The following is a 21482-nucleotide window of genomic DNA, read 5'->3' as shown; positions in this document are numbered from 1 at the left end:
TTTTCTTCATACGCTGTATGGAGAAAGGCTAGGAGGGACTTGCATGAAACGAAAGTCAATCGCGATGATTCTATTATTATTTCTCGTCTTGCATCCAGCAGCTGCAAAAGGTGAGGAAACAACAGCTGCTAAAGCGCTGCAAGAATTAACGGAACTATCAGATTCAATCTTTCAATTAACGAGACAAGCTAAATATGATGAGGCATTACAAGTTGCATTGTATGCTGAAAAGACATTTAAAGCTGAGAATTGGCGTGGAACTCTGACGAATACGCAGGTTCGGCAAATTACACTTGGCTATCAAGATATCATTAAAGGACTCCCGCAGGAAGACTTAAATGAGCGCGAAAAACTTCGGTATGCCTCTCAGTTTAGAATGCTTCTCGATGCGATACAATCAAATTCAGAACCTCTTTGGGGATCTCTCGAGAAGCCGATTATGGGGTCTTTTCCGACATTAAAGAAAGAAGTAAAAGATCCAGAATCGACGACGTTCTATGAAACTTGGAATGAGCTGGTTTCATTGTATGATATGATTTATCCGAGTTTAACCATTGATATCTCGCCTGAAAAGCTGCAAACGATTAAGCAGCACATGGAAGTAATTGAACAAGGTGAATTTTTAAAAGCATCGAGTGGGACAAAGCTTGAGCGTCTCACGAAACTCGAAGAAGATTTATCAAGTGTGTTTGCGAACGTTGATCAAGATGAAGCGGATCCATCGCTTTTATGGGTCATTTTAACAACAGGAAGTATGATTTTACTCACTTTAACGTATGTTGGGTTTAGGAAATACCGTGCTGAAAAAGAAAAAAAGCAAAAGCGACAAGCCGATTATCCAAAGTCATAAAAAAAGAAGCACCGTTATCGGGCTTCTTTTTTAGTGGGGATTGAGCGGCTTTTTATGTTCATCTAATGTGAAGCCTTCACCAAGTACGTCATGCACGTCACTCACTGATACAAAGGCATGAGGATCGACGGAAGTTACGACGCTCTTGAGGTGGACAAGCTCATTTTTTGGAACGACGCAGTAAAGGACGTTGCGTTCCTGTTTCGTATAGGAGCCGACACCCTTTAAAATGGTCACTCCGCGCTCCATTTCCTCTGTGATTTTCTTTTGAATGATGTCATCCTTTTCAGAAATAATCATCGCTCCTTTGGCAGCGTAAGCGCCTTCTTGCATGAAGTCGATGACTTTTGCAGCAACAAATACGGCAACAAGTGTATACATGGCTTCTTTGTAATTTAAATAGGTAAGAGAGATGGTAATGACGCACGCATCGAAGATAAACATCGTTCTTCCCATTGCGACTTGATAATGTTTGTTGATCAGTCTTGCAATAATGTCAACGCCGCCTGTTGTCCCGCCGAATTTAAAGATGATTCCGAGGCCTGTTCCGATAAACACACCTGCAAAGAGTGCGGCTAAGGCTAAATCGTGCTGAAGAGGCATATGTATTTGAAAGCGCTGGAAGATGGCTAGAAAGACAGAAAGACTGACGGTTCCGACAATTGTATATGTAAACATGGTTCTGCCAAGCATTTTCCAGCCGATAAAAAAGATCGGAATGTTTAACACAAGGTTTGAAATAGATGGGTCAATGTGAAATAGAAAATATAAAAGCAGTGTGATACCTGTAAATCCGCCTTCCGCCAAGTTGTTCTGCATATTAAAATGAACAAGGCCGAAAGAAAAAATCGCAGATCCTATTAAAATAAATACGATATTTTTAAGACGAATTTCTTTTAGCAAAAGATCACTCCTTTTTTTGCTTAGACAGCGATAATATTATATGGTATGGAAGAGAAACAAGCAAACTGAGTTTTAAACATTTGTCAAATATTTATGATTTCGCTAACATGTAAGAGATGGATAGGAGGATGAGCTTCATGACGAATGAAAAAACGCTGCGTCACGTGCAGCAAGAAGTCGATGATTACATAGGACAATTTAAAGAAGGCTATTTCAGCCCGCTTGCCATGATGGCCCGTCTGACAGAAGAATTAGGTGAACTGGCAAGAGAGGTTAACCATTACTATGGAGAAAAGCCGAAAAAAACAACTGAAACAGAAAAAAGCATGGAAGAAGAAATTGGCGATGTGCTGTTTGTGTTAACATGCCTTGCCAATTCACTCAATATATCACTTGAAGAAGCCCATGATCGTGTGATGCATAAATTCAATACAAGAGACAAAGACCGCTGGACGAAAAAAGAAGGGAAGTAGAGAAGATGACGAATCAAACCATCAAAGTCGTAATCGCTGGAGCAAGAGGAAGAATGGGGATAGAGGCTGTCAAGCTGGCAGAAGAAACAAGCCATTTTGAACTGGTAGCAGCACTTGATCACACACATGAGGGGAAAAAGCTATCTGATGTGCTTCATACAACATCTGATGCGCCCATTTATACGGATATTGACGTGTGTTTTTCAGAAACAGCACCAGATGTATTAATTGATTTGACGACCCCAGAAATCGGGAAAGTACATACAAAAAAAGCCCTTGAACATGGCGTACGTCCAGTCGTAGGCACAACAGGTTTTTCAGAAGACGACCTAAAAGAACTTCAGCAATTAACAGAAGAAAAAGGGATAGGCTGTATTATTGCGCCTAACTTTGCTGTTGGTGCTGTTTTAATGATGAAGTTTGCCAAAATGGCAGCAAATTATTTTCCTGATGTTGAAATCATTGAGCTTCATCATGATAAAAAATTGGACGCTCCGAGCGGTACAGGACTAAAAACAGCTGAAATGATCGCAGAAGTAAGAGAAAGCAAAAAGCAGGGGCACCCTGAAGAAAAAGAACTAATCGAAGGTGCACGAGGAGCAGATTATGATGGCATCCGCCTTCACAGCGTAAGACTTCCAGGCATGATTGCACATCAAGAAGTGCTGTTTGGAATGGACGGACAGACGCTCACGATCCGTCATGATTCTTATAACCGTGCATCATTTATGTCAGGTGTGAAGCTTTCTGTTGAACAGGTGATGCATATTGATCAACTCGTCTATGGCTTAGAAAATATTATCGACTAATAAGGAGTGGACCCCTGATGAACATTGCTTTAATCGCTCACGATAAGAAAAAAAGTGACATGATTCAATTCGCCATTGCGTATCGAGATATTTTGGCCGATCATACACTTTATGCAACAGGAACAACAGGTTTAAGAGTGAAAGAAGCGACTGGGCTTCCCGTTCATCGTTTCCAATCAGGACCACTTGGAGGGGATCAGCAGATTGGTGCCATGATTGCTGATAATGCAATGGATCTTGTGCTCTTTTTTAGAGACCCTCTCACTGCACAACCGCATGAACCGGATGTATCTGCACTCATCCGGCTTTGCGATGTGTATGCCATTCCATTAGCGACCAATATGGGGACTGCCGAAATTTTAGTCAGGAATTTAAATAAAGGTACGTTTGATTTTCGAGATGTAGCAAAAAACGGAGGAACACATGAAACCACTTGATATCCTTGCATTCGGTGCCCATAGCGATGATGTAGAGATCGGTATGGGTGGAACGATTGCAAAATACGTAAAAAAAGGGGCGCGTGTTGGGATTTGTGACTTGACTCAGGCTGAATTATCTTCAAATGGAACGGTTGAAAGCCGAAAAGAAGAGGCCAGAGCAGCCGCTGCCATTTTAGGCGTCACGACTCGAATCCAGCTCACGCTGCCAGATAGAGGACTTTATCTCAATGACGAAGCGATGAAAGAAATTGCAGGTGTCATCCGAACATACAAACCGAGACTTATTTTTGCCCCGCACCACCAAGATCGACATCCTGATCATGGTCATGCGGGTTCACTTGTAGAAGAGGCCGCTTTTTCTGCAGGTATACATAAATTTGAAGATTCATACAAGCAGCCAGCGCATAAAATAAGCCAGATGTATTATTACATGATTAACGGCCACCATCGTCCAGATTTTGTGATCGATATCTCAGACGAGATGAACCAAAAAATTGATAGCTTACATGCGTATAAAAGCCAATTTGTCAAAACAGAGAGTTCAGTGGAGACACCGCTTGTAAATGGTTATATTGATTTTGTCAAAATGAGAGAGTCGATGTATGGAAGGGAAGTCAATAAACCTTTTGCAGAAGGGTTTCTGACAAAGAAGCCACTTTTGATGGACGATGACTTACTTGGGGGGTAATTATGAAAAAATTGAAGATCGGAATCACTTGTTATCCAAGTGTTGGCGGATCGGGCATTATTGCCACAGAGCTTGGAAAACGTTTAGCTGAAAAAGGGCACGATGTTCATTTCATTACCTCGAGTATTCCGTTTAGACTCAATAAAGTGTATCCGAATATTTATTTTCACGAGGTGGATGTCAATCAATATGCTGTGTTTCAATATCCGCCTTATGACCTTGCACTGGCAAGTAAACTCGCAGAAGTGGCAAAACGAGAGAAGCTTGATATTATTCATGCACATTATGCGGTCCCTCACGCCGTCTGTGCGTTCTTAGCTAAGCAAATGACTGGACAGTCTGTCAAAGTCGTCACCACGCTTCACGGCACGGATATTACGGTTTTAGGCTATGACCCATCTTTAAAGGAAGTCATCCGGTTTGCGATCGAATCATCTGACCGCGTAACGGCTGTATCACATTCATTAGCTGCGCAGACATACGATCTGATTAAACCGAATAAAAAAATTGATACGATCCATAATTTCGTCGATGAGCGCGTATATTTGCGTGAAGATCACGAAGTGCTGAAGACGCATTATGGTCTTCTGCAGGATGAGAAGGTCGTCATTCATGTATCAAATTTCCGTAAAGTGAAGCGGGTGCATGACGTGATCCATGTGTTTAAACAGATTTCTGAACAGGTGAATGCAAAACTGCTACTGATTGGGGACGGCCCTGAAAAATCGGTTGTTTGCGAGCTTGTGAAAAAGCTTGGATTAACGGACCGCGTGCTATTTTTAGGCAAGCAAGAGAAGGTGGAGGAGCTCTATTCGATTAGTGATTTGAAGCTGCTGCTTTCTGAGAAAGAGAGTTTTGGTCTTGTACTACTTGAAGCAATGGCATGCGGAGTACCTTGTATAGGAACAGACGTTGGAGGAATTCCAGAGGTGATTGCACATGGAGAGACAGGATTCCTTGTTCCGCTTGGTGATGTAGATAAAGCAGCAAAACATGCCATCACTATTCTGAAAGACAATGCGCTCCATCAGCAAATATCGATGGCAGCCAAGTCTAGTGTGGAAGCCAATTTCTCTTCTGACAAAATTGTGAGAGAGTATGAAGAGCTTTACTTAGAATTGATCGAAGGTGATGTTGAAGATGAATGAACAATTCACACATGCGATCCCTATTTTACATACGCTGCACGAACATGGGTATCAAGCTTATTTTGTCGGCGGTGCGGTGAGAGATGTCCTTTTAGGCAGGGAAGTTGGGGATATCGATATTGCGACAGATGCCACACCTGATGTGGTGGAGTCTTTATTTGATAAAACAGTAGATGTCGGCAAAGAGCATGGCACTGTTATTGTGTTACTTGACGGGGTCAGCTATGAGGTCACTACGTTTCGGACTGAATCAGAATATGAAGACTTTCGCCGGCCTAAAGAAGTGGCGTTTATTTCATCACTAAAAGAAGATCTTTTAAGAAGAGATTTAACGATCAATGCAGTAGCCATGGATATTCATGGTGACATCATTGACCATGTAGGCGGCAAGCGGGATATTAAGCGGAGACGAATTCAAACGGTTGGAGATCCTGCGTGCCGCTTTCAAGAAGACGCGCTTCGGATGATGAGAGCGGTGCGGTTTTTAAGCCAGCTCGGGTTTGAGCTTTCTAAAGAGACGGAAGAAGCAATGAAAAAAGATAAACATCTGCTTGCCAACATCTCTGTTGAACGCAAAAAAATCGAAATGGAAAAACTTTTAAAAGGCCGCTACTGTGAGCAAGCCATCAAGGTGCTCATCTCCACCAAATTGTATGAAGAATTGCCCGGCCTCAAAAAGGATCAGCTGAATGAAACGTTCCAAGCTTTCCCGTATTATTTATTGGATGGGTTAGATGAGGTGTGGGGAGCCTTTATCCATTTACTTGGTCTAGATGAGGCGGAGGCGGTGTCCTTTTTAAAAGAATGGAAGTTATCAACGAAACTTTTAAAAGAAGCCGTTGCCATTAGCAAATATGTTGATTGTGACTGGGATGCGGAAAAAATGTTTGAAGCTGGTGAACATGTCCTGCTTTCTAGTATGAAAATCACGCAGCTCAAACATGAGCGTCGCATTTTCTTTGATGAGCTGGAGGCGGCGAAACGTTCATATGATGCGCTGCCGATTAAACAGCTTCAAGACCTTGCAGTGTCAGGAAAAGATTTGATGGCCTTTCGGCAAAAGCCAGCTGGTAAATGGATTGCAGAAGAGCTTGCTTCTGTGAAAAAAGCCGTTTTGCAAAACCAGCTTGAAAACCGAAAAGAAGCCATAGAGGAGTGGCTCATAGCGTGCGATCAGCGATTAGAAAACGATTAATTGAACTATTTACAGCATCTGAGCAAGATTTTGTCTCAAGCCAGCAAATATGTGATGAGCTTGGCTGCTCCCGAACGGCAGTATGGAAGCATATAGAGGATTTGCGAAAAGAGGGATATGAGGTCGAAGCGGTCAGAAGAAAAGGATACCGGCTGCTTCGTAAACCGGACAAAATTAGTGAAGACGAAATTCTGTTTGGTTTGGAAACAGAGCTGTTTGGCAGGCATATTTATTTTCAAGAAGAAGTCGCCTCAACTCAGCTCATTGCCCATGACCTCGTCAATAAAGGAGCCCCGCACGGCTCGCTTGTTGTCAGTGATCATCAGACAAACGGAAAAGGACGCCTTCAAAGAACGTGGCATTCACCAAATGGGACAGGCATATGGATGAGTTTGATTCTCCGGCCAGAAATACCGCTGTACAAAGCGCCGCAAATGACGCTTTTAGCATCTGTCGCGATCGCTGAAGCCATAGCGCAGCAAACGGGTCTCAGTCCATCGATCAAATGGCCAAACGATATTTTGCTAAACGGAAAAAAGGTCGTTGGTATTTTGACTGAATTAAAAGCAGAGGCTGACCAAGTTCACGCAGTCATTATTGGCCCAGGCATTAACGTGAATCAGACGGCAAATGATTTTCCTGAAGAATTAAAGGATGTTGCGACGAGTTTGCAAATAGAGCTGGGTGAAAAGGTAGACAGAGCGGCAATGATTCAAACCATCATGTCCACCTTTGAAAAAAGGTATGATGAATATATGACTTATGGTTTTGCTCCGATCAAACAATTATGGGAATCGTATGCGATGACCATTGGAAAGCGTATCATCGCACGCACCGTCAATGGACAATATGCTGGAACGGCGCTTGGGATTAATGATGAAGGGGTCCTCTTACTCGAAACGGAGGGCGGAATCCAAAACATCTACTCCGCTGACATTGAGATCAAGTCAACTTAAGTGGAACACCCGGCACATTTTTGATATACTTCGTGTGGGCAGTATCTGTAAAAGAACTGTACCTGTTAAGAAGAAAAATTCGATAAATTTCTGCCTTGATCCTAAGGGACTTGGACAGAGGGATGATTCGTCTGCACATGAGAGATAAAAGCGTGTGAGATCAGACAAGCCATCTCCTCTCCAGAATGAGGAGGAACAAATGAAGACAAAGTTAGATTTTTTCAAAATGAAAGAACAAAACGAACCTATCGTGATGCTGACAGCATACGACTATCCAGCTGCAAAGCAAGCGGAAAAAGCGGAAGTCGACATGATCTTAGTTGGTGACTCACTTGGGATGGTTGTCCTTGGACTTGATTCCACAGTGCAAGTGACGATGGATGATATGATTCATCACACAAAAGCAGTCAAAAGAGGCGCAAAAGACACATTTGTTGTGACGGATATGCCATTTATGTCTTATCATTATTCATTAGAAGAAACGATGAAAAATGCAGCACGCATTATGCAAGAAAGCGGTGCTGATGCCTTAAAGCTTGAAGGTGGAGACGGAGTATTTGAATCCATTCAAGCACTTACAAGAGGCGGCATTCCTGTTGTAAGCCATTTAGGGCTCACCCCTCAATCAGTCGGTGTCCTTGGCGGCTATAAAGTGCAAGGAAAAGACAAAGAGAGTGCACAGAAATTGATTGAAGATAGTCTGAAATGTGAGGAAGCAGGTGCCATCGCCCTTGTGTTAGAGTGTGTACCTGGTGAACTGACAAAACGGATTACTGACATGCTAAAGATTCCTGTGATCGGAATTGGGGCAGGGGCTGAAGCAGATGGACAAGTTCTCGTTTACCATGATGTGGTAGGGTACGGCGTGTCTAGAACACCTAAATTTGTGAAACAATACGCGCAAATCGATGCTGTATTAGAAGAAGCGCTCATACAATATACAAAAGAAGTAAAAGCACGCACATTCCCAGAGGATGCTCATATCTTTCATATGAAAGAAGAAGTCCTTGATGGTTTATATGGGGGGACTAAGGAATGAAGGTTGTCTCCCATATTCATGAATTAAAAGAAATGATCAAGCAGCATCAAAAGAAGCAGCATTCCATTGGATTTGTCCCTACAATGGGTTTCCTTCATGAAGGACATCTTACGCTTGCAAAAGAAGCAAGAGATCAAAATAACATTGTGGTGATGAGCATCTTTGTCAATCCATTGCAATTTGGACCGAATGAAGACTTTGAATCCTATCCAAGAGATATGAAAAGAGACCAGCGTCTTGCTGAAGAAGCTGGAGTAGATATATTATTTACACCTGATGTGAAGGAAATGTACAAAAATGAGCCATCGATTACGATGACTGTTCAAAAGCGTACAGACGTCTTATGCGGGAAGAAACGCCCAGGACACTTCGACGGCGTTGTCACGGTGCTGACAAAGCTGTTTCACCTTGTCGCACCAACCAATGTATACTTTGGTCTAAAGGATGCACAGCAAGTCGCTGTTATCGATGCGATGATCAAGGATTTCTTTTTTGATCTTCACCTTGTGTCTGTTCCTACTGTTCGAGAAGAAGACGGTTTAGCGAAAAGTTCAAGAAACGTGTATTTGTCTGAAACAGAAAGGCAAGAAGCACCTGCTTTATACCGGGCATTAAAAAAAGGACAGACAGCTGTAGAAAAGGGTGAACATGATGTAAATCGTATTTATCAATTAGTGGAAGAGGAGATTCTTCAAACAAGTGGAGAAATCGATTATATTGACATTTACTCCTATCCAGAGCTTGAACCCCTTCAGCACTTAACGGGGCAAGTGATCATTGCCATTGCTGTGAAGTTCTCCCGGGCAAGACTGATTGATAATGTGATTTTCCATGTTCCTGAAAGCGGTGAAAAACATGTATAGAACTTTTATGACCTCGAAACTTCATAAAGCGACAGTGACTGAAGCAAACTTACACTATGTAGGTAGTATTACTATCGACGAAGATTTGCTTGATGCGGCAGGCATGATGGCAAATGAGAAAGTGCAAATTGTCAATAATCACAATGGTGCTAGACTTGAAACATATATCATCCCTGGAGAAAGAAAGAGCGGTGTCATTTGTTTAAATGGTGCGGCAGCAAGATTGGTTCAGCCAGGAGATGAAGTCATTATTATCGCTTATGGGATGTTGTCAGAGGAAGAAGCGAAATCGCACACACCTAAAGTGGTCGTGTTAAATAAACAAAATCAAATTGAACAAATGATTGGGCAAGAGCCTGCGAGAACGATTTTATAACGCACGCTCACATGTAAACAGAACAGTTTCATCAAAAGGAAGCTGTTCTGTTTCAGCTATATTGCCCAGAGTGTGTTTCACTATGAGTGGAACGAGGAATTGAGGTGTCCATTTTATGACCGATCAAAGGTTTGTTGTCGTTGATATTGAAACCACCGGGAATTCACCAAAAAAAGGTGATAAAATCATTCAAATTGCTGCGGTGGTCATTGAAAATGGACAAATTGTCGAACGGTATTCAAAATATGTGAACCCAGGGAAAACGATTCCTGGATTTATTGAACAGCTGACAGGTATAAAACAGCACATGGTTGATGACGCGGTGTTTTTTGAGGACATTGCCCAAGAGGTGTATGATCTCATACAGGGCGCTTATTTTGTTGCGCACAATGTTCATTTTGATTTGAACTTTTTAAACGATGAACTAAAAGCATGCGGGAAAAATGAGCTGGATGTGCTAGCGATTGATACGGTTGAAATTTCTAGAATTCTTTATCCTGAGCTTGAAGGTTATAAGCTAACTGAATTAAGCGAAGAGCTCATGCTTCCACATGACCACCCGCACAGGGCGGATAGTGATGCGGAAGTTACTGCCATGTTATTTTTAACCTTATTACATCAATTAAGGAATACACCGCCAAATGTGTTAAAACAGCTTCGCAGGTTATCCTCTTATCTTCTAAGTGATATAGGACTTTTAATTAAGCAGCTTGAAACCAATCACACGAGTCAGGATGATTCGCTTGTAGAAGTAGGATCTTTTGCTGTGAAAGATGTGACCAATCCTATCACTGAATCGACATATGCAGTAGGCGCTGACGACGAGCAGCTGTTTGAGGAGATAAAAGAGAAGCTTCCTCAAACATTAGAAGGCTATGAAGTAAGAGAAGGCCAGCTCACGATGATGAACAAAGTAAGAGATGCGTTCCATGAAAGAGCTTATGCGTTAATTGAAGCGGCGCCGGGAATCGGGAAAACACTCGCTTATCTTATACCAGCTGCTTTAGAAGCAAAGAAATCAGGAAAACCTGTCATTATCAGTACATATTCTATTTTACTGCAGCAGCAAATGCTTCAGCGCGATGTTCCGCTACTCAAGCAGTTGCTCCCATTTGAGCCAGCCGCCTGTGTGTTTAAAGGGCGGGCACATTATATTTGTTTAGATAAGTTTGAGCATGTCCTGCATGAGGAAGATGATAACTATGATGTTGTCTTAACAAAAGCGCAAATTTTAATGTGGCTTCTTGTCACTGAAACAGGTGATTTGTCTGAACTGAATTTACCATCAGGAGCTGCAAATATAAAAGACCGTATCTCTTGTGTGCACATGCCATTTACATCGAAAAAACGTCGTTTTAAAGAACATTGTTTTTATGAACGGGCTAAACGAAAGGCCCAAACCGCTGATTTAATTTTGACGAATCACCGTCTGCTTTTATCCCAAACGGAAGGAGCTTCTATCTTTCAGCATGCAGACGTCTATGTGATTGATGAGGCCCATCAATTTGAAAAAACAGCCAATGAAACGCTAGGTGACAGTGCGTCTTATATCCAGCTTCATGCGAAATTAACGCAGCTTGGCTCTTTGCATGGCGGGCTGCTTAAGAAATTGAAAAAGAGATTTCATGGGGCAGGTTTATCAACTGACACCTTTATTGAAATGGACGAGTATCTTCAGCAGCTTCAGATGGAAAGTGACGCATTTTTTAGTACCGTTCATTCTTTTGTCAAAAGGACAAAACCAAAAGCGGACATCAATCGTCTCATTCATAGAGTCCGTCATCATTCAAAACATGCTCAGTGGGTCCGAATTAAAGAATCAGCGAGTAAGCTTTGTTCATTATTAATCGCTTGTGAGAAACTGTATGAGCAGCAAAAAAATGAGCTGCTTCACAAAAGTGATCAGTTCATAGAACACTTTGCATTTGAAGCAGAAGAATACGATCAAGTGATGTCGTTTATGCAGACATTCTGCAGTACGCTGTACCGGTTTATCTTTGAACCAAACAATGATGAAACCGTTTGGATTGAGATTGATGCAAAGGGTGCCAAGAATGCTGTCTTTATGCACGCACAGCCGCTGGATACAGGGGAGCTGCTAGCTGATCGGTTCTTTATGAACAAGAAAAGCGTCGTCCTCACATCAGGGACGCTCACCATCAATCGACGCTTTGATTATTGCTTGGAACGATTTGGCCTGCAAGATTTTTATCCACACCTTGTCCAAATTGATTCACCTTTTGAACTTGAAAAACAGCTTAAGGTCGTTGTACCGGCTGACATGCCGCCGATCACAAACCGTGATGAACGTGATTATGTGAAGCAAGCTGCAAAATATATTAAGATCATGGAAAAGCAGTATCAAGCGAAAATATTGGTGTTATTTAATTCACATGAGATGTTAAAAGCAGTGTATGAAGAGCTGAAATCAGAAGGTATGCAATCGGCATTGTTTGCTCAAGGTTTGACAGGTGGGAGCCCTGTAAAATTGACGAAAATGTTCAAATTGGCGAAGCAAGCCATCTTGCTAGGAACAGGGAGTTTCTGGGAAGGTGTGGATTTTCCTGGCTCAGAGCTAACGACCGTCATTATGGCAAGGCTGCCTTTCCGCCCGCCCGATTCACCGCTCATTGAAGCAAAATGTGAAGCGGCAAAAAAACAGGGGAAGAATCCCTTTAAAGCCGTCGCTCTCCCGGAAGCTGTGTTAACTTTTAAGCAAGGAGCAGGCCGCTTGCTTCGCTCGGAAAAAGACATCGGAACATTGCTGATTTTAGACCGCCGAGTGAAAACCGCTTCGTATGGAAAACTATTTTTAGAATCACTTCATCATGCGCCAGTTCACGAGATGTCCAAAGAGTCGCTTGAGGCGTATATAGAAAAGCTTAACAACGAAAAGCCGCTGTCATAAGCGGCCTTTCACTGGTGTGGGTTTGGAGTTAATTTATCGTAACGGCTTTTTATGTTCCGTTGTAAAAATAGTATCGGTTCTCACATTGAAAAGTATGACTAACAATATTTACGTACCGAGGAGGAATTAGAAGTGGAAAGTAAAATAGAGGTACTTTCAACTGTTCAAATTAAGCATTCAGAAGACCTATACAAAATCGTCGATTTGCTGAACAGAACGCTTAAAAGGGAAGATCTTATGTTTGGATTAGCATTAGATCAAGAAGATCAAAATCAAGCGATATTTACCATATATCGCACATAGGGGAAGCTTGACATGAAAAAAATAGTTTGGATTATTTCATCCGTTGCTGCGCTCGTTTTACTCATTGGCATCATTAGCTTTTCGTGGATTTATCAAATGGCCATGGGACAAAAAGAAGAAGGTCATGAGTCAGCGATTGAACGAGCAAAAAAGCAAGCATCATTAGCACAAGTAGAGCAAGTGGATACCTTTGTTGGGAAAGAAAAGCAATTTATTGTGGAAGGTAAAAACAAACAAAACGAAGCGATCTATGTGTGGGTACCTGCCAGCAAAAAAGAAAAAGTCATTGCTAAAAAAGCAAAAGAAGGCATTACTTCAAACCAAGCAGTACAAGCCGTTCAAAAGGAGAACACCATTTCTAAGCTAAAAAATGTTCAATTAGCACGAGAAGGTGACGTCCTCCTTTGGGAAGTAACGTACTTAAATGAGAACAACCAATATAGTTTCAGCTATGTTGATTTTACGACAGGACGAGTGGAAAAAAATTTAACACCATAGTTTCTTCTGTCTTGCGTTGACCATGCTGATTTAGAACGGTTATAATAAAATGTATGAAAAAAGAATCACACCTATCTAACAAGGTGAGTTTCTTTCTGGCTTTGGAGGGAAATATGTTGAAAACAACTATTAATCAAGTGTTCAAACACGTCGATGAAGAAGTAACCATCGGCGCATGGATTGCCAATAAACGTTCAAGCGGGAAAATTGCATTCTTGCAGCTTCGCGACGGGACAGGCTTTATTCAAGGAGTCGTTGTAAAAGCAGAGGTGGAAGAGGAAGTCTTTAAGCTTGCGAAATCAGTGACACAAGAGACATCGGTCTATGTTACAGGACAAGTAACAAAAGACGAACGTTCACCACTTGGTTTTGAATTACAAGTGAAATCCATTGAAGTGATTCACGAAGCAACAGATTACCCAATTACACCAAAAGAACATGGAACAGAATTCTTAATGGATCACCGTCATTTATGGCTGCGTTCTAAAAAACAGCATGCCATTATGAAAATCCGTAATGAAATTATTCGTGCTACATATGAGTTTTTCCATCAAGAAGGCTTCGTGAAAGTGGATCCGCCAATCTTAACAGGAAGTGCTCCTGAAGGAACAACAGAGCTGTTTGCTACTAAATATTTTGATGAAGATGCATACCTTTCTCAAAGTGGACAGCTTTACATGGAAGCTGCTGCGATGGCACTCGGAAAAGTATTCTCATTCGGTCCAACATTTAGAGCTGAAAAATCGAAAACGAAACGTCATTTAATCGAGTTCTGGATGATCGAGCCTGAGATGGCATTTGTTGAATTTAATGAGAACCTTGAGTACCAAGAAAATTATGTGTCTCACGTTGTTCAAAGTGTACTTGAAAATTGTAAAGTAGAACTGCACACACTTGGCCGTGATACAGCAAAATTAGAAAACATCAAAGCACCATTCCCGCGCATCACATATGATGAAGCGATTAAATTCTTGCAGGATAAAGGATTTGATGACATTGAATGGGGAGATGACTTCGGTGCGCCGCACGAAACAGCGATCGCCGAAAGCTATGATAAACCAGTCTTTATCACTCATTACCCAACCTCATTAAAACCATTTTATATGCAGCCTGCACCAGACCGTGATGATGTCGTCCTTTGTGCAGATTTAATTGCACCAGAAGGCTATGGAGAGATTATCGGCGGTTCTGAACGTGTTCACGATTTAGATCTGCTTGAAGCAAGGTTAAAAGAACATGGGTTAGATCAAGAAACGTACAAATGGTACACAGAATTAAGACAGTATGGTTCTGTACCACATTCAGGTTTTGGTCTTGGACTTGAACGAACAGTTGCTTGGATTAGCGGAGCGCCGCATGTGCGTGAAACAATTCCATTCCCAAGATTATTAAACCGTTTATATCCTTAAGACGTGAAAGCCTCCAACATATGGAGGCTTTTTCAAACGTCTTAAGGGCAGCACGTATGAGAAAACGTGATATACTGAAAGTGAAGAGGTGTATCCGATGAAAAGGCAGCAATTTATAGAAATGCAGAAAATGGGTTCGACCAGTTTGCCTAATTTGCTGATTGCTCATTATGAGCAGTTAGGACTGAATGAATCACAAATGATGGTCATGTTAAAGATTAAAATGAATGAAGAACAAGGCGTCTTTTTTCAGACATTTGAAGAGCTTTCACATGGTATGACCATTTCGGCTGAAGAATGTGCTTATATGGTGCAGTATTTGATTCAAAAAGGGTTTATTTCGATCCAGCCGTTTGAAGACAGGTCTGGTATTCAGCATGACCGGTACTCGGTAGAGCCCTTATGGGGTGTGCTGTATGACTTTTTAGAAGCAAAACAGGCGAAAGACGTACAAAAAAATCATGTCCAGGCTGAAAAGTCTTTATATGCGCTATTTGAAGATGAGTTTGGCAGACCACTTTCTCCTCTTGAAGGGGAAACACTCTCGATCTGGATGGACCAAGACCATCATGATGCTGAAATGATTCGTCTTGCTCTAAGAGAAGCCGTTTTATCAGGAAAATTAAATTTCCGCTATATCGATCGAATTTTATTTGAGTGGAAAAAGAAAGGGCTGAAAACAGCGGAAGAAGCGAAAGAGCATAGCCAGCATTTCCGTTCGCAGCAAAAAGCCCCACCTTCAAAAGAAGAAACATCTTCTTATAAACGACAAGTTCCTTTTTATAATTGGCTGGAACAATAACCAATAAAGGAGAAGGCATGTTATCAAAAAAACAAATCAATGAATGTTTAGATATTATAGGAGATATGTTTCCAGAGGCTGAGTGTGAGCTTGTTCATTCCAATCCATTTGAACTAGTGATTGCTGTCGCACTCTCAGCGCAATGTACAGATGTTCTAGTGAACAAAGTGACCAAACATCTATTTCAAAAATATAAAACACCAGAAGACTATTTAAGTGTGCCGCTTGAAGAGTTGCAGCAGGATATTCGTTCGATCGGTCTTTATCGTAATAAGGCAAAAAACATTCAAAAATTAAGCCAAATGCTGATTGAAGATTATGGCGGTGAAGTGCCAAGAGATCGAGATGAGCTAATTAAGCTCCCAGGGGTTGGACGGAAAACAGCAAATGTCGTTGTGTCTGTCGCTTTTGGAATTCCCGCCATTGCAGTAGATACACATGTCGAGCGTGTCAGCAAACGACTTGGGATTTGCCGCTGGAAGGATTCTGTTCTTGAGGTAGAGCAAACCTTAATGAAGAAGGTGCCAAAAGAGGATTGGTCCGTGACCCATCATCGTCTCATCTTTTTCGGCAGATATCACTGTAAGGCGCAGCGGCCGCAGTGTGAATCTTGTCCACTTCTTGATATGTGCAGAGAAGGGCAGAAGAGGCTGAAAAAAGGGCTGGTGAAACTGGCATGAGCGGAGCATCTGTTTTCACCTCATATGTCGAAAAGCTAAAAGAGAAAAAGATAGAGATCAGCGGCGAAAAAAAGGATATATTAAGAACCAATCCACTCGCATTTGATCTATCTTCAGAACCTTTACTAGATGAGCAACCGTGGCAGAAAACGGAAGAATTTGTTCCTTTAATGTTTGATCTGTGGAATGAATTAAAAGACAACATGCTTCCTCGCTTTCAAACGAGAAAATCTCGGTGTGAAGAGGATGATATGCTGCAAGGCATTGTCAGTATGATTGCAATGTTTTACTGGATCAAAGGAGAGAAGCTTCAAACCATTGATTGGGAGGAAATTAAACAACAGACGTTTCCAGTAGCCCCCATTAACTGGACAGAACGATTAGAGTTTATTTTGCTTAAACCTACCCAATATCATTGCTTTATTCAATTGGACGAGTTATACACAGAGCTCAAAAAGCAGTATGGAAAATACGAAGCACTCAGAAAGTTAAAACAAAATCGTTAAAAAAGCACTTGCCACATAGGGCAAGTGCTTTTTTGTTACTCGTCTTCTTTGCGAGAAGTAGAATTTGACTGAGTATTTGAGCTTTGAGAATTGGCTTTCTCGTCGTCTTTCTTTTTATCTTTATTGGCATCACTCTGTGAGTTGCTGTTCCCATTTGAACTGTCTGAGCCATCACTTGAACCGCCATTGCCGTTTTCGGTATTTCCGCCTTGATCTTGATCTTTTTTATCATCAGGCTTCTGCTCATCAGTGCCTTGGTTTTGATTATCATCTGTTTGATCTGTCTGTTCATCATCAGGTTGCTGTGGCTCTTCTTCTTCTTTGTTCTCATCATCTGCTTTTTCTTCCTCTTCTTCGTCATCTTTAATGGTGAGGAAGGTAGAAGCAGCTTTACTTGTGACATCGTCTACAGTCGCTGTTACTTGGAATTTATAGGTGGATCCTGGCTTTACATCAGAGATGACGGCTTCTTTAGAAGAGCTGTTTTGAATGTCTTTATAGCCGCCATCATCGACCGCTTGTTTCACATTAAATGTTGCATCTGCATCGTCATCATAACCCCAAGTGAGTGTAATCGATTTTTTCTCTTCATCATACACCGCTTTTAAGTCAGATGGTTTGTCAGCTTCTTTCTTTTCATATGTGTCAGAAACTTTTGTTGGGACAGTTCCTTTGACGAAGTATTCCGTTGTCTTCTTATCACTTGGTGTGTTTGGTCCAGCTAACTTCGCTGGATCTGATCCTTTTTCAACCGTTGCTTCAACGACACTGTCTGGCTTTTCAAATGAGCCGCTTCCATCATCAATTTGAGAAATTAATTTCTGGAAGACAACTTTGGCAACACGCTGCTCATAATCCGTGAGCCACATTTTGCCGTCTGCATCTTTTGAGTTGCCGATTCCGGTCCACACAGCTGCTGTGTATTGCGGTGTGTAACCGACAAACCATGAATCTTTCGCACCGCCAGAAGGGATGTTGTATTTATTAATATCATCTTGTGTAAAGTTGGTTGTACCTGTTTTACCAGCTACTTGAACATTCGGTACTTGTGCGAGTGTACCTGTTCCAGATTGTACAGCAGTTTTCAGCATATCTGTGATCATAAATGCAGTGTAATCACTCATGGCTGCTTTAGAGTCTGGCGTTAAGTCAAGCTTCGTTCCGTCATTAAATTCAACAGACGTTACGGCATGCGGTTCATTATAGTATCCGTTGTTACCAAATGCACTAAATGCACCAGCCATTTTAAGTGAAGAGACACCTTCGTCAAATCCGCCGATTGAGTAAGACTCAGGAATGTCAGAAGGTAAGTCCAGACCTAAGTTATTGGCGAATTGAACAGCATTATCTGTACCAGCTTCTTGGAAAGCTTTTAAAGCAGGGATGTTTCGTGATTGTGCCAAAGCACTTCTCATCGACATCTTCCCTAAGTGTCTTCTGTCAAAGTTGTTAATTGGTGTACCGTTAGAGTACGTATAAGGCGCATCATCAATTTGCTGATATGTTGACCATTTTTTGTTTTCGATTACAGGGCCGTAATCTAAAATTGGTTTGATTGTAGATCCAGGCTGGCGTTTTGCATCAGTCGCATAGTTAAAGCCGCCGGCTGGTACATCACGTCCACCGCCAATGGCACGAATTTCACCATTTTTTGTATCTAGCAGGGTGACTCCAGCTTGCATACCTTTCGTAAATCCGGCTGAATCCCCATTGATGATGTCATCCAGATGATCCTGTGCGTTTCGATCAAGAGAAGTATAGATTTTTAATCCATCTGTTGATACATCTACTTTGGCTTTTTTCTGTACTTCTTCCATGACTTCTTCAATATAAGCAGAGTACTTACTTGAGTTTTGACTCTTATATTTATCAGCTGAAACAACGGTTTTGCTGACAGGTGTTGCTTTTGCTTCCTCATAATCTTTTTCTGAAATATAGCCTTGTTTTTTCATTAGACCTAAAACGATATTACGGCGTTTTTCCGCTGCCTCTGGATGTTTCACAGGGTTATACGCAGAAGGACTTTGCGGCATACCCGCAAGTGTAGCAGCCTGTGCTACAGTTAGTTTATTTAAATCTGTCACTCCGAAAAATTGTTCAGCCGCTTTCCCAACACCATAAGCATAAGGAGAGAAGAAAATACGGTTTAAATACATTTCTAAAATTTCATCTTTAGAGTATTTTTGCTCAAGCTGAATCGAGAGCCACACTTCCTGAACTTTACGTTTTAACGTCTTTTGATTGTTAAGCAGGGAGTTCTTCACAACCTGCTGTGTAATCGTACTTCCACCTTCTGCTCCAAAACCGTCCTCGACGTTTGCGACCAGAGCACCGCCAATACGGATAGGATCAATCCCATGGTGTTTATAAAAACGTGCATCTTCAGTTGCAATAAACGCATCTTTTACCACGTCGGGTATATCTTTAATCGAGACATACGTTCTTTTCTCCGCCCCGACTTCTGCAAAGACTTTTTTGTCTTTATCATAAAGTTTTGAAGAATACGGCGTTTTTAGCTTGCTATCATCAATAGAAGGAGCGCTTGATGCAAAAACGGCAAAAGTTGTGATTCCGGCTACTAAACAAAGAAGACCGATCACGAGTAAAGATAAAAATATTTTTTTAAATAGACCTGCTTTCTTTTTGCCTTTTTTGTTCTTTTGCTTCTTATTGTTTTCTTGACTTGCTTTACGTCGCTGTTCACGACTTGTAAATTGATCAGACATCACATCTCAACCTTTCGTGTTAAACCTTTTTCGAACGTAAATGATGCTTGCTTTCATCCGAAAAATGAAGTGTCTCCACTACTTTAATATAATCAATTCTTGGCGAATATCCAAGTGTCATGAGGTGGCCTGCTTCCATTAATTCATCTTTGCTAATGGATTTACGGCCGTTTTGCTGCTGCCGCTCCCAAAAGAAGAAGAGGTCAGAAGCGGACAAATAATAAACGGAACCAAATGCGGATATAATAACAAAACAAATACCGCCTTGCTTTTCAACCTGTTTCATATGCTCAATTTGATGGTCGTGGAAATTTTTGAGCGGAAACGAGGTGGTGCTTTTGGTTTCCTTTGCTTCAAAATCGATATAGCGCCCTTTGTATACCCCGTTGTAGTCTGTTGTGGAGGATTGTTTAAAATAGGCTTCTTTAATGACAGCAGCGCTTCTTTTTGGATAATCCACATTGACAATTTGAACAGGGGTAGGCTTTTTATGAATGACTGCGATCCCGTTGACCAAATAGTACTGGTTCGTTTCATTTAAGTCAGCTTCAAGCGTCATCCCGCGGTTACTATAAGATGATTCGCCGCTGATTCTTTTTTTTGTCCCAATTTGTTGAATGGGCTGATACGATTTTCCGTTAGGATACCGAATCATCAAGTTTCAGCCTCCTTTTAATGCATTTTGTATTGGAGAGATCACCATGTTGTCACAACAAGAGCACATGATTACCCAGCATATTTTACATGAAACGAAAGCGAAAAATAAGGACAACCTGACAAGGACAAATGCGTACAAGCGCTTTTATGACCGTCATCCAGAGATGAAATGGTCTCTGCTTGCTTCTTTTGTCTCGAGAAATGCTGGATGGTCGATGACAGATTTAAAAGGCGAGCTCTTCCATCCGGGTTTAACGGATCAGCAAGGGCATCTGTTCTTTACAGCATATGAAAGAGCGAATTGGCTGATCTTTTCAGATGCTTACCCGCAGCTTCTCTTGTATGAATGGTCAAAAAGGTGCCGCAAACCTTTATTTCATCTGCTGCCCCATTTCGGTGTGTCTCGTTTTATGAGCGCTGAATGGGAACGATTTTGGCAAAAGCGTGACAGAGAGCGATTGCTGCATGCACTCATCATAAATGAACAATATACTATACAATCTCCTATTATACAAAATCCTCTACTGAAAAAGAATGTTTTTCACTCGATTCAATATCTTTTCAGCGAGTGGGCACATTTTCAAACTGTCGTTTTTCCGACAGTAGACGGGCATTTGTACGGGTTAACCATACGAAAGTTTTCCCAAGTAAAAGAGCGCATTACGTTAGGGAAAAAACTAGCAAAACTATTGTTTCGAGCCGATTTGTTTTCGGATTTTTATCATTTTTTGCATACCGTGCCGCATACGGGATCTCGATTTGATTTTGAATCGTTTTTAGGGATTGCGCGAAGGTCAAGCCCTTTCCTCAGAACGGTGTATCCAGTCATGACACATTCATTAGACGATCAAAGGGAAGATTGGTTTCAAAAGAAATTGAGTCCATCCTTGTTTGAAGCAGAGCGTTTACCAAAACAAATTGAGCTGACCGACTGGTATTTTCATAAAAAAAGGCAGCTTCGTTTTCTTTTCTCATTAGAACACTATTTTTTGCATAAATAAAAAGCAGGGGGTACCTGCTTTTTTTACGTGGATGGACGGTTAGGGCCGCCGAGCTTTTTATCAAGCTGATCTGTACTGTTTTCTTTCCCTTTTGTTTTTTGCTCTTTTGGTGCTTGCTGCTTTTTCATGACATCTACCTCCTTTGTCCTTAGAATTTACACAATCGGACGCGATCATACAAAGAAGGACAAGCACGTGTCGAAATGGAAGAAATTGCGCTTATCTTCACTTAGATTGGCGATTTAGTTCTAG

Annotated in this window: 23 protein-coding genes; 19 read left to right on the top strand and 4 right to left on the bottom strand. The window is 41.5% G+C overall.

Annotation, left to right across the window (positions count from 1 at the left end):
* Window positions 1–43: 43 nt before the first annotated feature.
* The gene (ypjB, locus tag MHI41_RS10305; protein WP_008344572.1) at window positions 44–850 is read left to right on the top strand and encodes a sporulation protein YpjB; all 807 of its coding nucleotides are present in this window, start codon (window positions 44–46) and stop codon (window positions 848–850) included.
* A 30-nt stretch (window positions 851–880) separates the two neighbouring features.
* On the opposite strand, the gene MHI41_RS10300 is transcribed toward ypjB, so the two are convergent.
* The gene (locus MHI41_RS10300; protein WP_003215598.1) at window positions 881–1753 is read right to left on the bottom strand and encodes a YitT family protein; all 873 of its coding nucleotides are present in this window, start codon (window positions 1751–1753) and stop codon (window positions 881–883) included.
* Between the two features lie 137 nt (window positions 1754–1890).
* Here MHI41_RS10300 and MHI41_RS10295 point away from each other — a divergent pair, with 137 nt between their 5' ends.
* The 17 genes from MHI41_RS10295 to MHI41_RS10215 all read left to right on the top strand — a co-directional run bounded on the left by MHI41_RS10295 (window position 1891) and on the right by MHI41_RS10215 (window position 16846).
* Window positions 1891–2226 (top strand): nucleotide pyrophosphohydrolase, encoded by a 336-nt coding sequence (locus MHI41_RS10295; RefSeq protein ID WP_008344575.1) that lies wholly within the window; start codon window positions 1891–1893, stop codon window positions 2224–2226.
* A gap of 5 nt (window positions 2227–2231) precedes the next feature.
* On the top strand, window positions 2232–3035 hold the full coding sequence (dapB, locus tag MHI41_RS10290; protein ID WP_039963968.1) for a 4-hydroxy-tetrahydrodipicolinate reductase: 804 nt from the start codon (window positions 2232–2234) through the stop codon (window positions 3033–3035).
* 17 nt (window positions 3036–3052) lie between these two features.
* The gene (gene mgsA, locus MHI41_RS10285; protein WP_048001888.1) at window positions 3053–3472 is read left to right on the top strand and encodes a methylglyoxal synthase; all 420 of its coding nucleotides are present in this window, start codon (window positions 3053–3055) and stop codon (window positions 3470–3472) included.
* A complete protein-coding gene (gene bshB1 / locus MHI41_RS10280) occupies window positions 3459–4163 on the top strand; it encodes a bacillithiol biosynthesis deacetylase BshB1 (protein ID WP_025207539.1) in 705 nt (234 codons plus the stop codon). Before mgsA ends, bshB1 begins: the two co-directional genes overlap by 14 nt.
* A gap of 2 nt (window positions 4164–4165) precedes the next feature.
* On the top strand, window positions 4166–5311 hold the full coding sequence (gene bshA, locus MHI41_RS10275; RefSeq protein WP_146271200.1) for an N-acetyl-alpha-D-glucosaminyl L-malate synthase BshA: 1146 nt from the start codon (window positions 4166–4168) through the stop codon (window positions 5309–5311).
* A complete protein-coding gene (locus tag MHI41_RS10270; RefSeq protein ID WP_146271202.1) occupies window positions 5304–6506 on the top strand; it encodes a CCA tRNA nucleotidyltransferase in 1203 nt (400 codons plus the stop codon). Before bshA ends, MHI41_RS10270 begins: the two co-directional genes overlap by 8 nt.
* Complete coding sequence (locus MHI41_RS10265; RefSeq protein ID WP_342494178.1) at window positions 6479–7462, top strand: biotin--[acetyl-CoA-carboxylase] ligase; 984 nt, start codon at window positions 6479–6481, stop codon at window positions 7460–7462. Before MHI41_RS10270 ends, MHI41_RS10265 begins: the two co-directional genes overlap by 28 nt.
* Window positions 7463–7661: 199 nt before the next feature.
* On the top strand, window positions 7662–8501 hold the full coding sequence (gene panB, locus MHI41_RS10260) for a 3-methyl-2-oxobutanoate hydroxymethyltransferase (protein ID WP_254000623.1): 840 nt from the start codon (window positions 7662–7664) through the stop codon (window positions 8499–8501).
* The gene (gene panC, locus MHI41_RS10255; RefSeq protein ID WP_342494177.1) at window positions 8498–9364 is read left to right on the top strand and encodes a pantoate--beta-alanine ligase; all 867 of its coding nucleotides are present in this window, start codon (window positions 8498–8500) and stop codon (window positions 9362–9364) included. The genes panB and panC overlap by 4 nt, the downstream gene beginning before the upstream one ends.
* Window positions 9357–9740, top strand: a complete 384-nt coding sequence (panD, locus tag MHI41_RS10250) for an aspartate 1-decarboxylase (RefSeq protein WP_017359738.1) — start codon at window positions 9357–9359, stop codon at window positions 9738–9740. Before panC ends, panD begins: the two co-directional genes overlap by 8 nt.
* A 115-nt stretch (window positions 9741–9855) precedes the next feature.
* A complete protein-coding gene (gene dinG / locus MHI41_RS10245) occupies window positions 9856–12648 on the top strand; it encodes an ATP-dependent DNA helicase DinG (protein ID WP_250026369.1) in 2793 nt (930 codons plus the stop codon).
* Window positions 12649–12780: 132 nt separating this feature from the next.
* Window positions 12781–12951: a YpmA family protein gene (locus tag MHI41_RS10240; protein WP_008344594.1), complete on the top strand. Its 171-nt coding sequence runs from the start codon at window positions 12781–12783 to the stop codon at window positions 12949–12951.
* Window positions 12952–12963: 12 nt separating this feature from the next.
* Window positions 12964–13449: a cell wall elongation/penicillin-binding protein regulator TseB gene (gene tseB / locus MHI41_RS10235; RefSeq protein ID WP_008344597.1), complete on the top strand. Its 486-nt coding sequence runs from the start codon at window positions 12964–12966 to the stop codon at window positions 13447–13449.
* A gap of 116 nt (window positions 13450–13565) precedes the next feature.
* On the top strand, window positions 13566–14858 hold the full coding sequence (gene asnS / locus MHI41_RS10230) for an asparagine--tRNA ligase (RefSeq protein WP_024718525.1): 1293 nt from the start codon (window positions 13566–13568) through the stop codon (window positions 14856–14858).
* 97 nt (window positions 14859–14955) lie between these two features.
* A complete protein-coding gene (locus tag MHI41_RS10225) occupies window positions 14956–15660 on the top strand; it encodes a DnaD domain-containing protein (protein ID WP_017367489.1) in 705 nt (234 codons plus the stop codon).
* Between the two features lie 17 nt (window positions 15661–15677).
* The gene (gene nth / locus MHI41_RS10220) at window positions 15678–16340 is read left to right on the top strand and encodes an endonuclease III (protein ID WP_008344602.1); all 663 of its coding nucleotides are present in this window, start codon (window positions 15678–15680) and stop codon (window positions 16338–16340) included.
* A complete protein-coding gene (locus MHI41_RS10215; RefSeq protein WP_342494176.1) occupies window positions 16337–16846 on the top strand; it encodes a YpoC family protein in 510 nt (169 codons plus the stop codon). Before nth ends, MHI41_RS10215 begins: the two co-directional genes overlap by 4 nt.
* Before the next feature lie 35 nt (window positions 16847–16881).
* Here the strand turns inward: MHI41_RS10215 and MHI41_RS10210 are convergent, their stop codons facing one another.
* Window positions 16882–19572, bottom strand: a complete 2691-nt coding sequence (locus tag MHI41_RS10210; RefSeq protein ID WP_342494175.1) for a PBP1A family penicillin-binding protein — start codon at window positions 19570–19572, stop codon at window positions 16882–16884.
* Window positions 19573–19591: 19 nt separating this feature from the next.
* The gene (gene recU / locus MHI41_RS10205; protein WP_035391682.1) at window positions 19592–20227 is read right to left on the bottom strand and encodes a Holliday junction resolvase RecU; all 636 of its coding nucleotides are present in this window, start codon (window positions 20225–20227) and stop codon (window positions 19592–19594) included.
* A gap of 46 nt (window positions 20228–20273) precedes the next feature.
* On the opposite strand from recU, the gene MHI41_RS10200 reads away from it, so the two are divergent.
* Window positions 20274–21230 (top strand): DUF2515 domain-containing protein, encoded by a 957-nt coding sequence (locus MHI41_RS10200; protein ID WP_035391684.1) that lies wholly within the window; start codon window positions 20274–20276, stop codon window positions 21228–21230.
* Window positions 21231–21253: 23 nt separating this feature from the next.
* On the opposite strand, the gene sspM is transcribed toward MHI41_RS10200, so the two are convergent.
* On the bottom strand, window positions 21254–21358 hold the full coding sequence (gene sspM, locus MHI41_RS10195) for an acid-soluble spore protein SspM (protein WP_017359731.1): 105 nt from the start codon (window positions 21356–21358) through the stop codon (window positions 21254–21256).
* Window positions 21359–21482: the final 124 nt, after the last annotated feature.

The organism is Bacillus sp. FSL M7-0307, assembly GCF_038627835.1.
GTDB classification, from domain to species: Bacteria; Bacillota; Bacilli; order Bacillales; family Bacillaceae; genus Bacillus; species Bacillus altitudinis.
This window is presented reverse-complemented; position numbering and strand designations above follow the sequence as displayed.

What these genes read in the sequence shown, in the direction of transcription:
- ypjB (WP_008344572.1), top strand. Translation starts at nt 44, where the DNA reads ATGAAACGAAAGTCAATCGCGATGATTCTATTATTATTTCTCGTCTTG.
- MHI41_RS10295 (WP_008344575.1), top strand. Translation starts at nt 1,891, where the DNA reads ATGACGAATGAAAAAACGCTGCGTCACGTGCAGCAAGAAGTCGATGAT.
- dapB (WP_039963968.1), top strand. Translation starts at nt 2,232, where the DNA reads ATGACGAATCAAACCATCAAAGTCGTAATCGCTGGAGCAAGAGGAAGA.
- mgsA (WP_048001888.1), top strand. Translation starts at nt 3,053, where the DNA reads ATGAACATTGCTTTAATCGCTCACGATAAGAAAAAAAGTGACATGATT.
- bshB1 (WP_025207539.1), top strand. Translation starts at nt 3,459, where the DNA reads ATGAAACCACTTGATATCCTTGCATTCGGTGCCCATAGCGATGATGTA.
- bshA (WP_146271200.1), top strand. Translation starts at nt 4,166, where the DNA reads ATGAAAAAATTGAAGATCGGAATCACTTGTTATCCAAGTGTTGGCGGA.
- MHI41_RS10270 (WP_146271202.1), top strand. Translation starts at nt 5,304, where the DNA reads ATGAATGAACAATTCACACATGCGATCCCTATTTTACATACGCTGCAC.
- panB (WP_254000623.1), top strand. Translation starts at nt 7,662, where the DNA reads ATGAAGACAAAGTTAGATTTTTTCAAAATGAAAGAACAAAACGAACCT.
- panC (WP_342494177.1), top strand. Translation starts at nt 8,498, where the DNA reads ATGAAGGTTGTCTCCCATATTCATGAATTAAAAGAAATGATCAAGCAG.
- panD (WP_017359738.1), top strand. Translation starts at nt 9,357, where the DNA reads ATGTATAGAACTTTTATGACCTCGAAACTTCATAAAGCGACAGTGACT.
- dinG (WP_250026369.1), top strand. Translation starts at nt 9,856, where the DNA reads ATGACCGATCAAAGGTTTGTTGTCGTTGATATTGAAACCACCGGGAAT.
- tseB (WP_008344597.1), top strand. Translation starts at nt 12,964, where the DNA reads ATGAAAAAAATAGTTTGGATTATTTCATCCGTTGCTGCGCTCGTTTTA.
- MHI41_RS10225 (WP_017367489.1), top strand. Translation starts at nt 14,956, where the DNA reads ATGAAAAGGCAGCAATTTATAGAAATGCAGAAAATGGGTTCGACCAGT.
- nth (WP_008344602.1), top strand. Translation starts at nt 15,678, where the DNA reads ATGTTATCAAAAAAACAAATCAATGAATGTTTAGATATTATAGGAGAT.
- MHI41_RS10215 (WP_342494176.1), top strand. Translation starts at nt 16,337, where the DNA reads ATGAGCGGAGCATCTGTTTTCACCTCATATGTCGAAAAGCTAAAAGAG.
- MHI41_RS10210 (WP_342494175.1), bottom strand. Translation starts at nt 19,572, where the DNA reads ATGTCTGATCAATTTACAAGTCGTGAACAGCGACGTAAAGCAAGTCAA.
- recU (WP_035391682.1), bottom strand. Translation starts at nt 20,227, where the DNA reads ATGATTCGGTATCCTAACGGAAAATCGTATCAGCCCATTCAACAAATT.
- MHI41_RS10200 (WP_035391684.1), top strand. Translation starts at nt 20,274, where the DNA reads ATGTTGTCACAACAAGAGCACATGATTACCCAGCATATTTTACATGAA.
- sspM (WP_017359731.1), bottom strand. Translation starts at nt 21,358, where the DNA reads ATGAAAAAGCAGCAAGCACCAAAAGAGCAAAAAACAAAAGGGAAAGAA.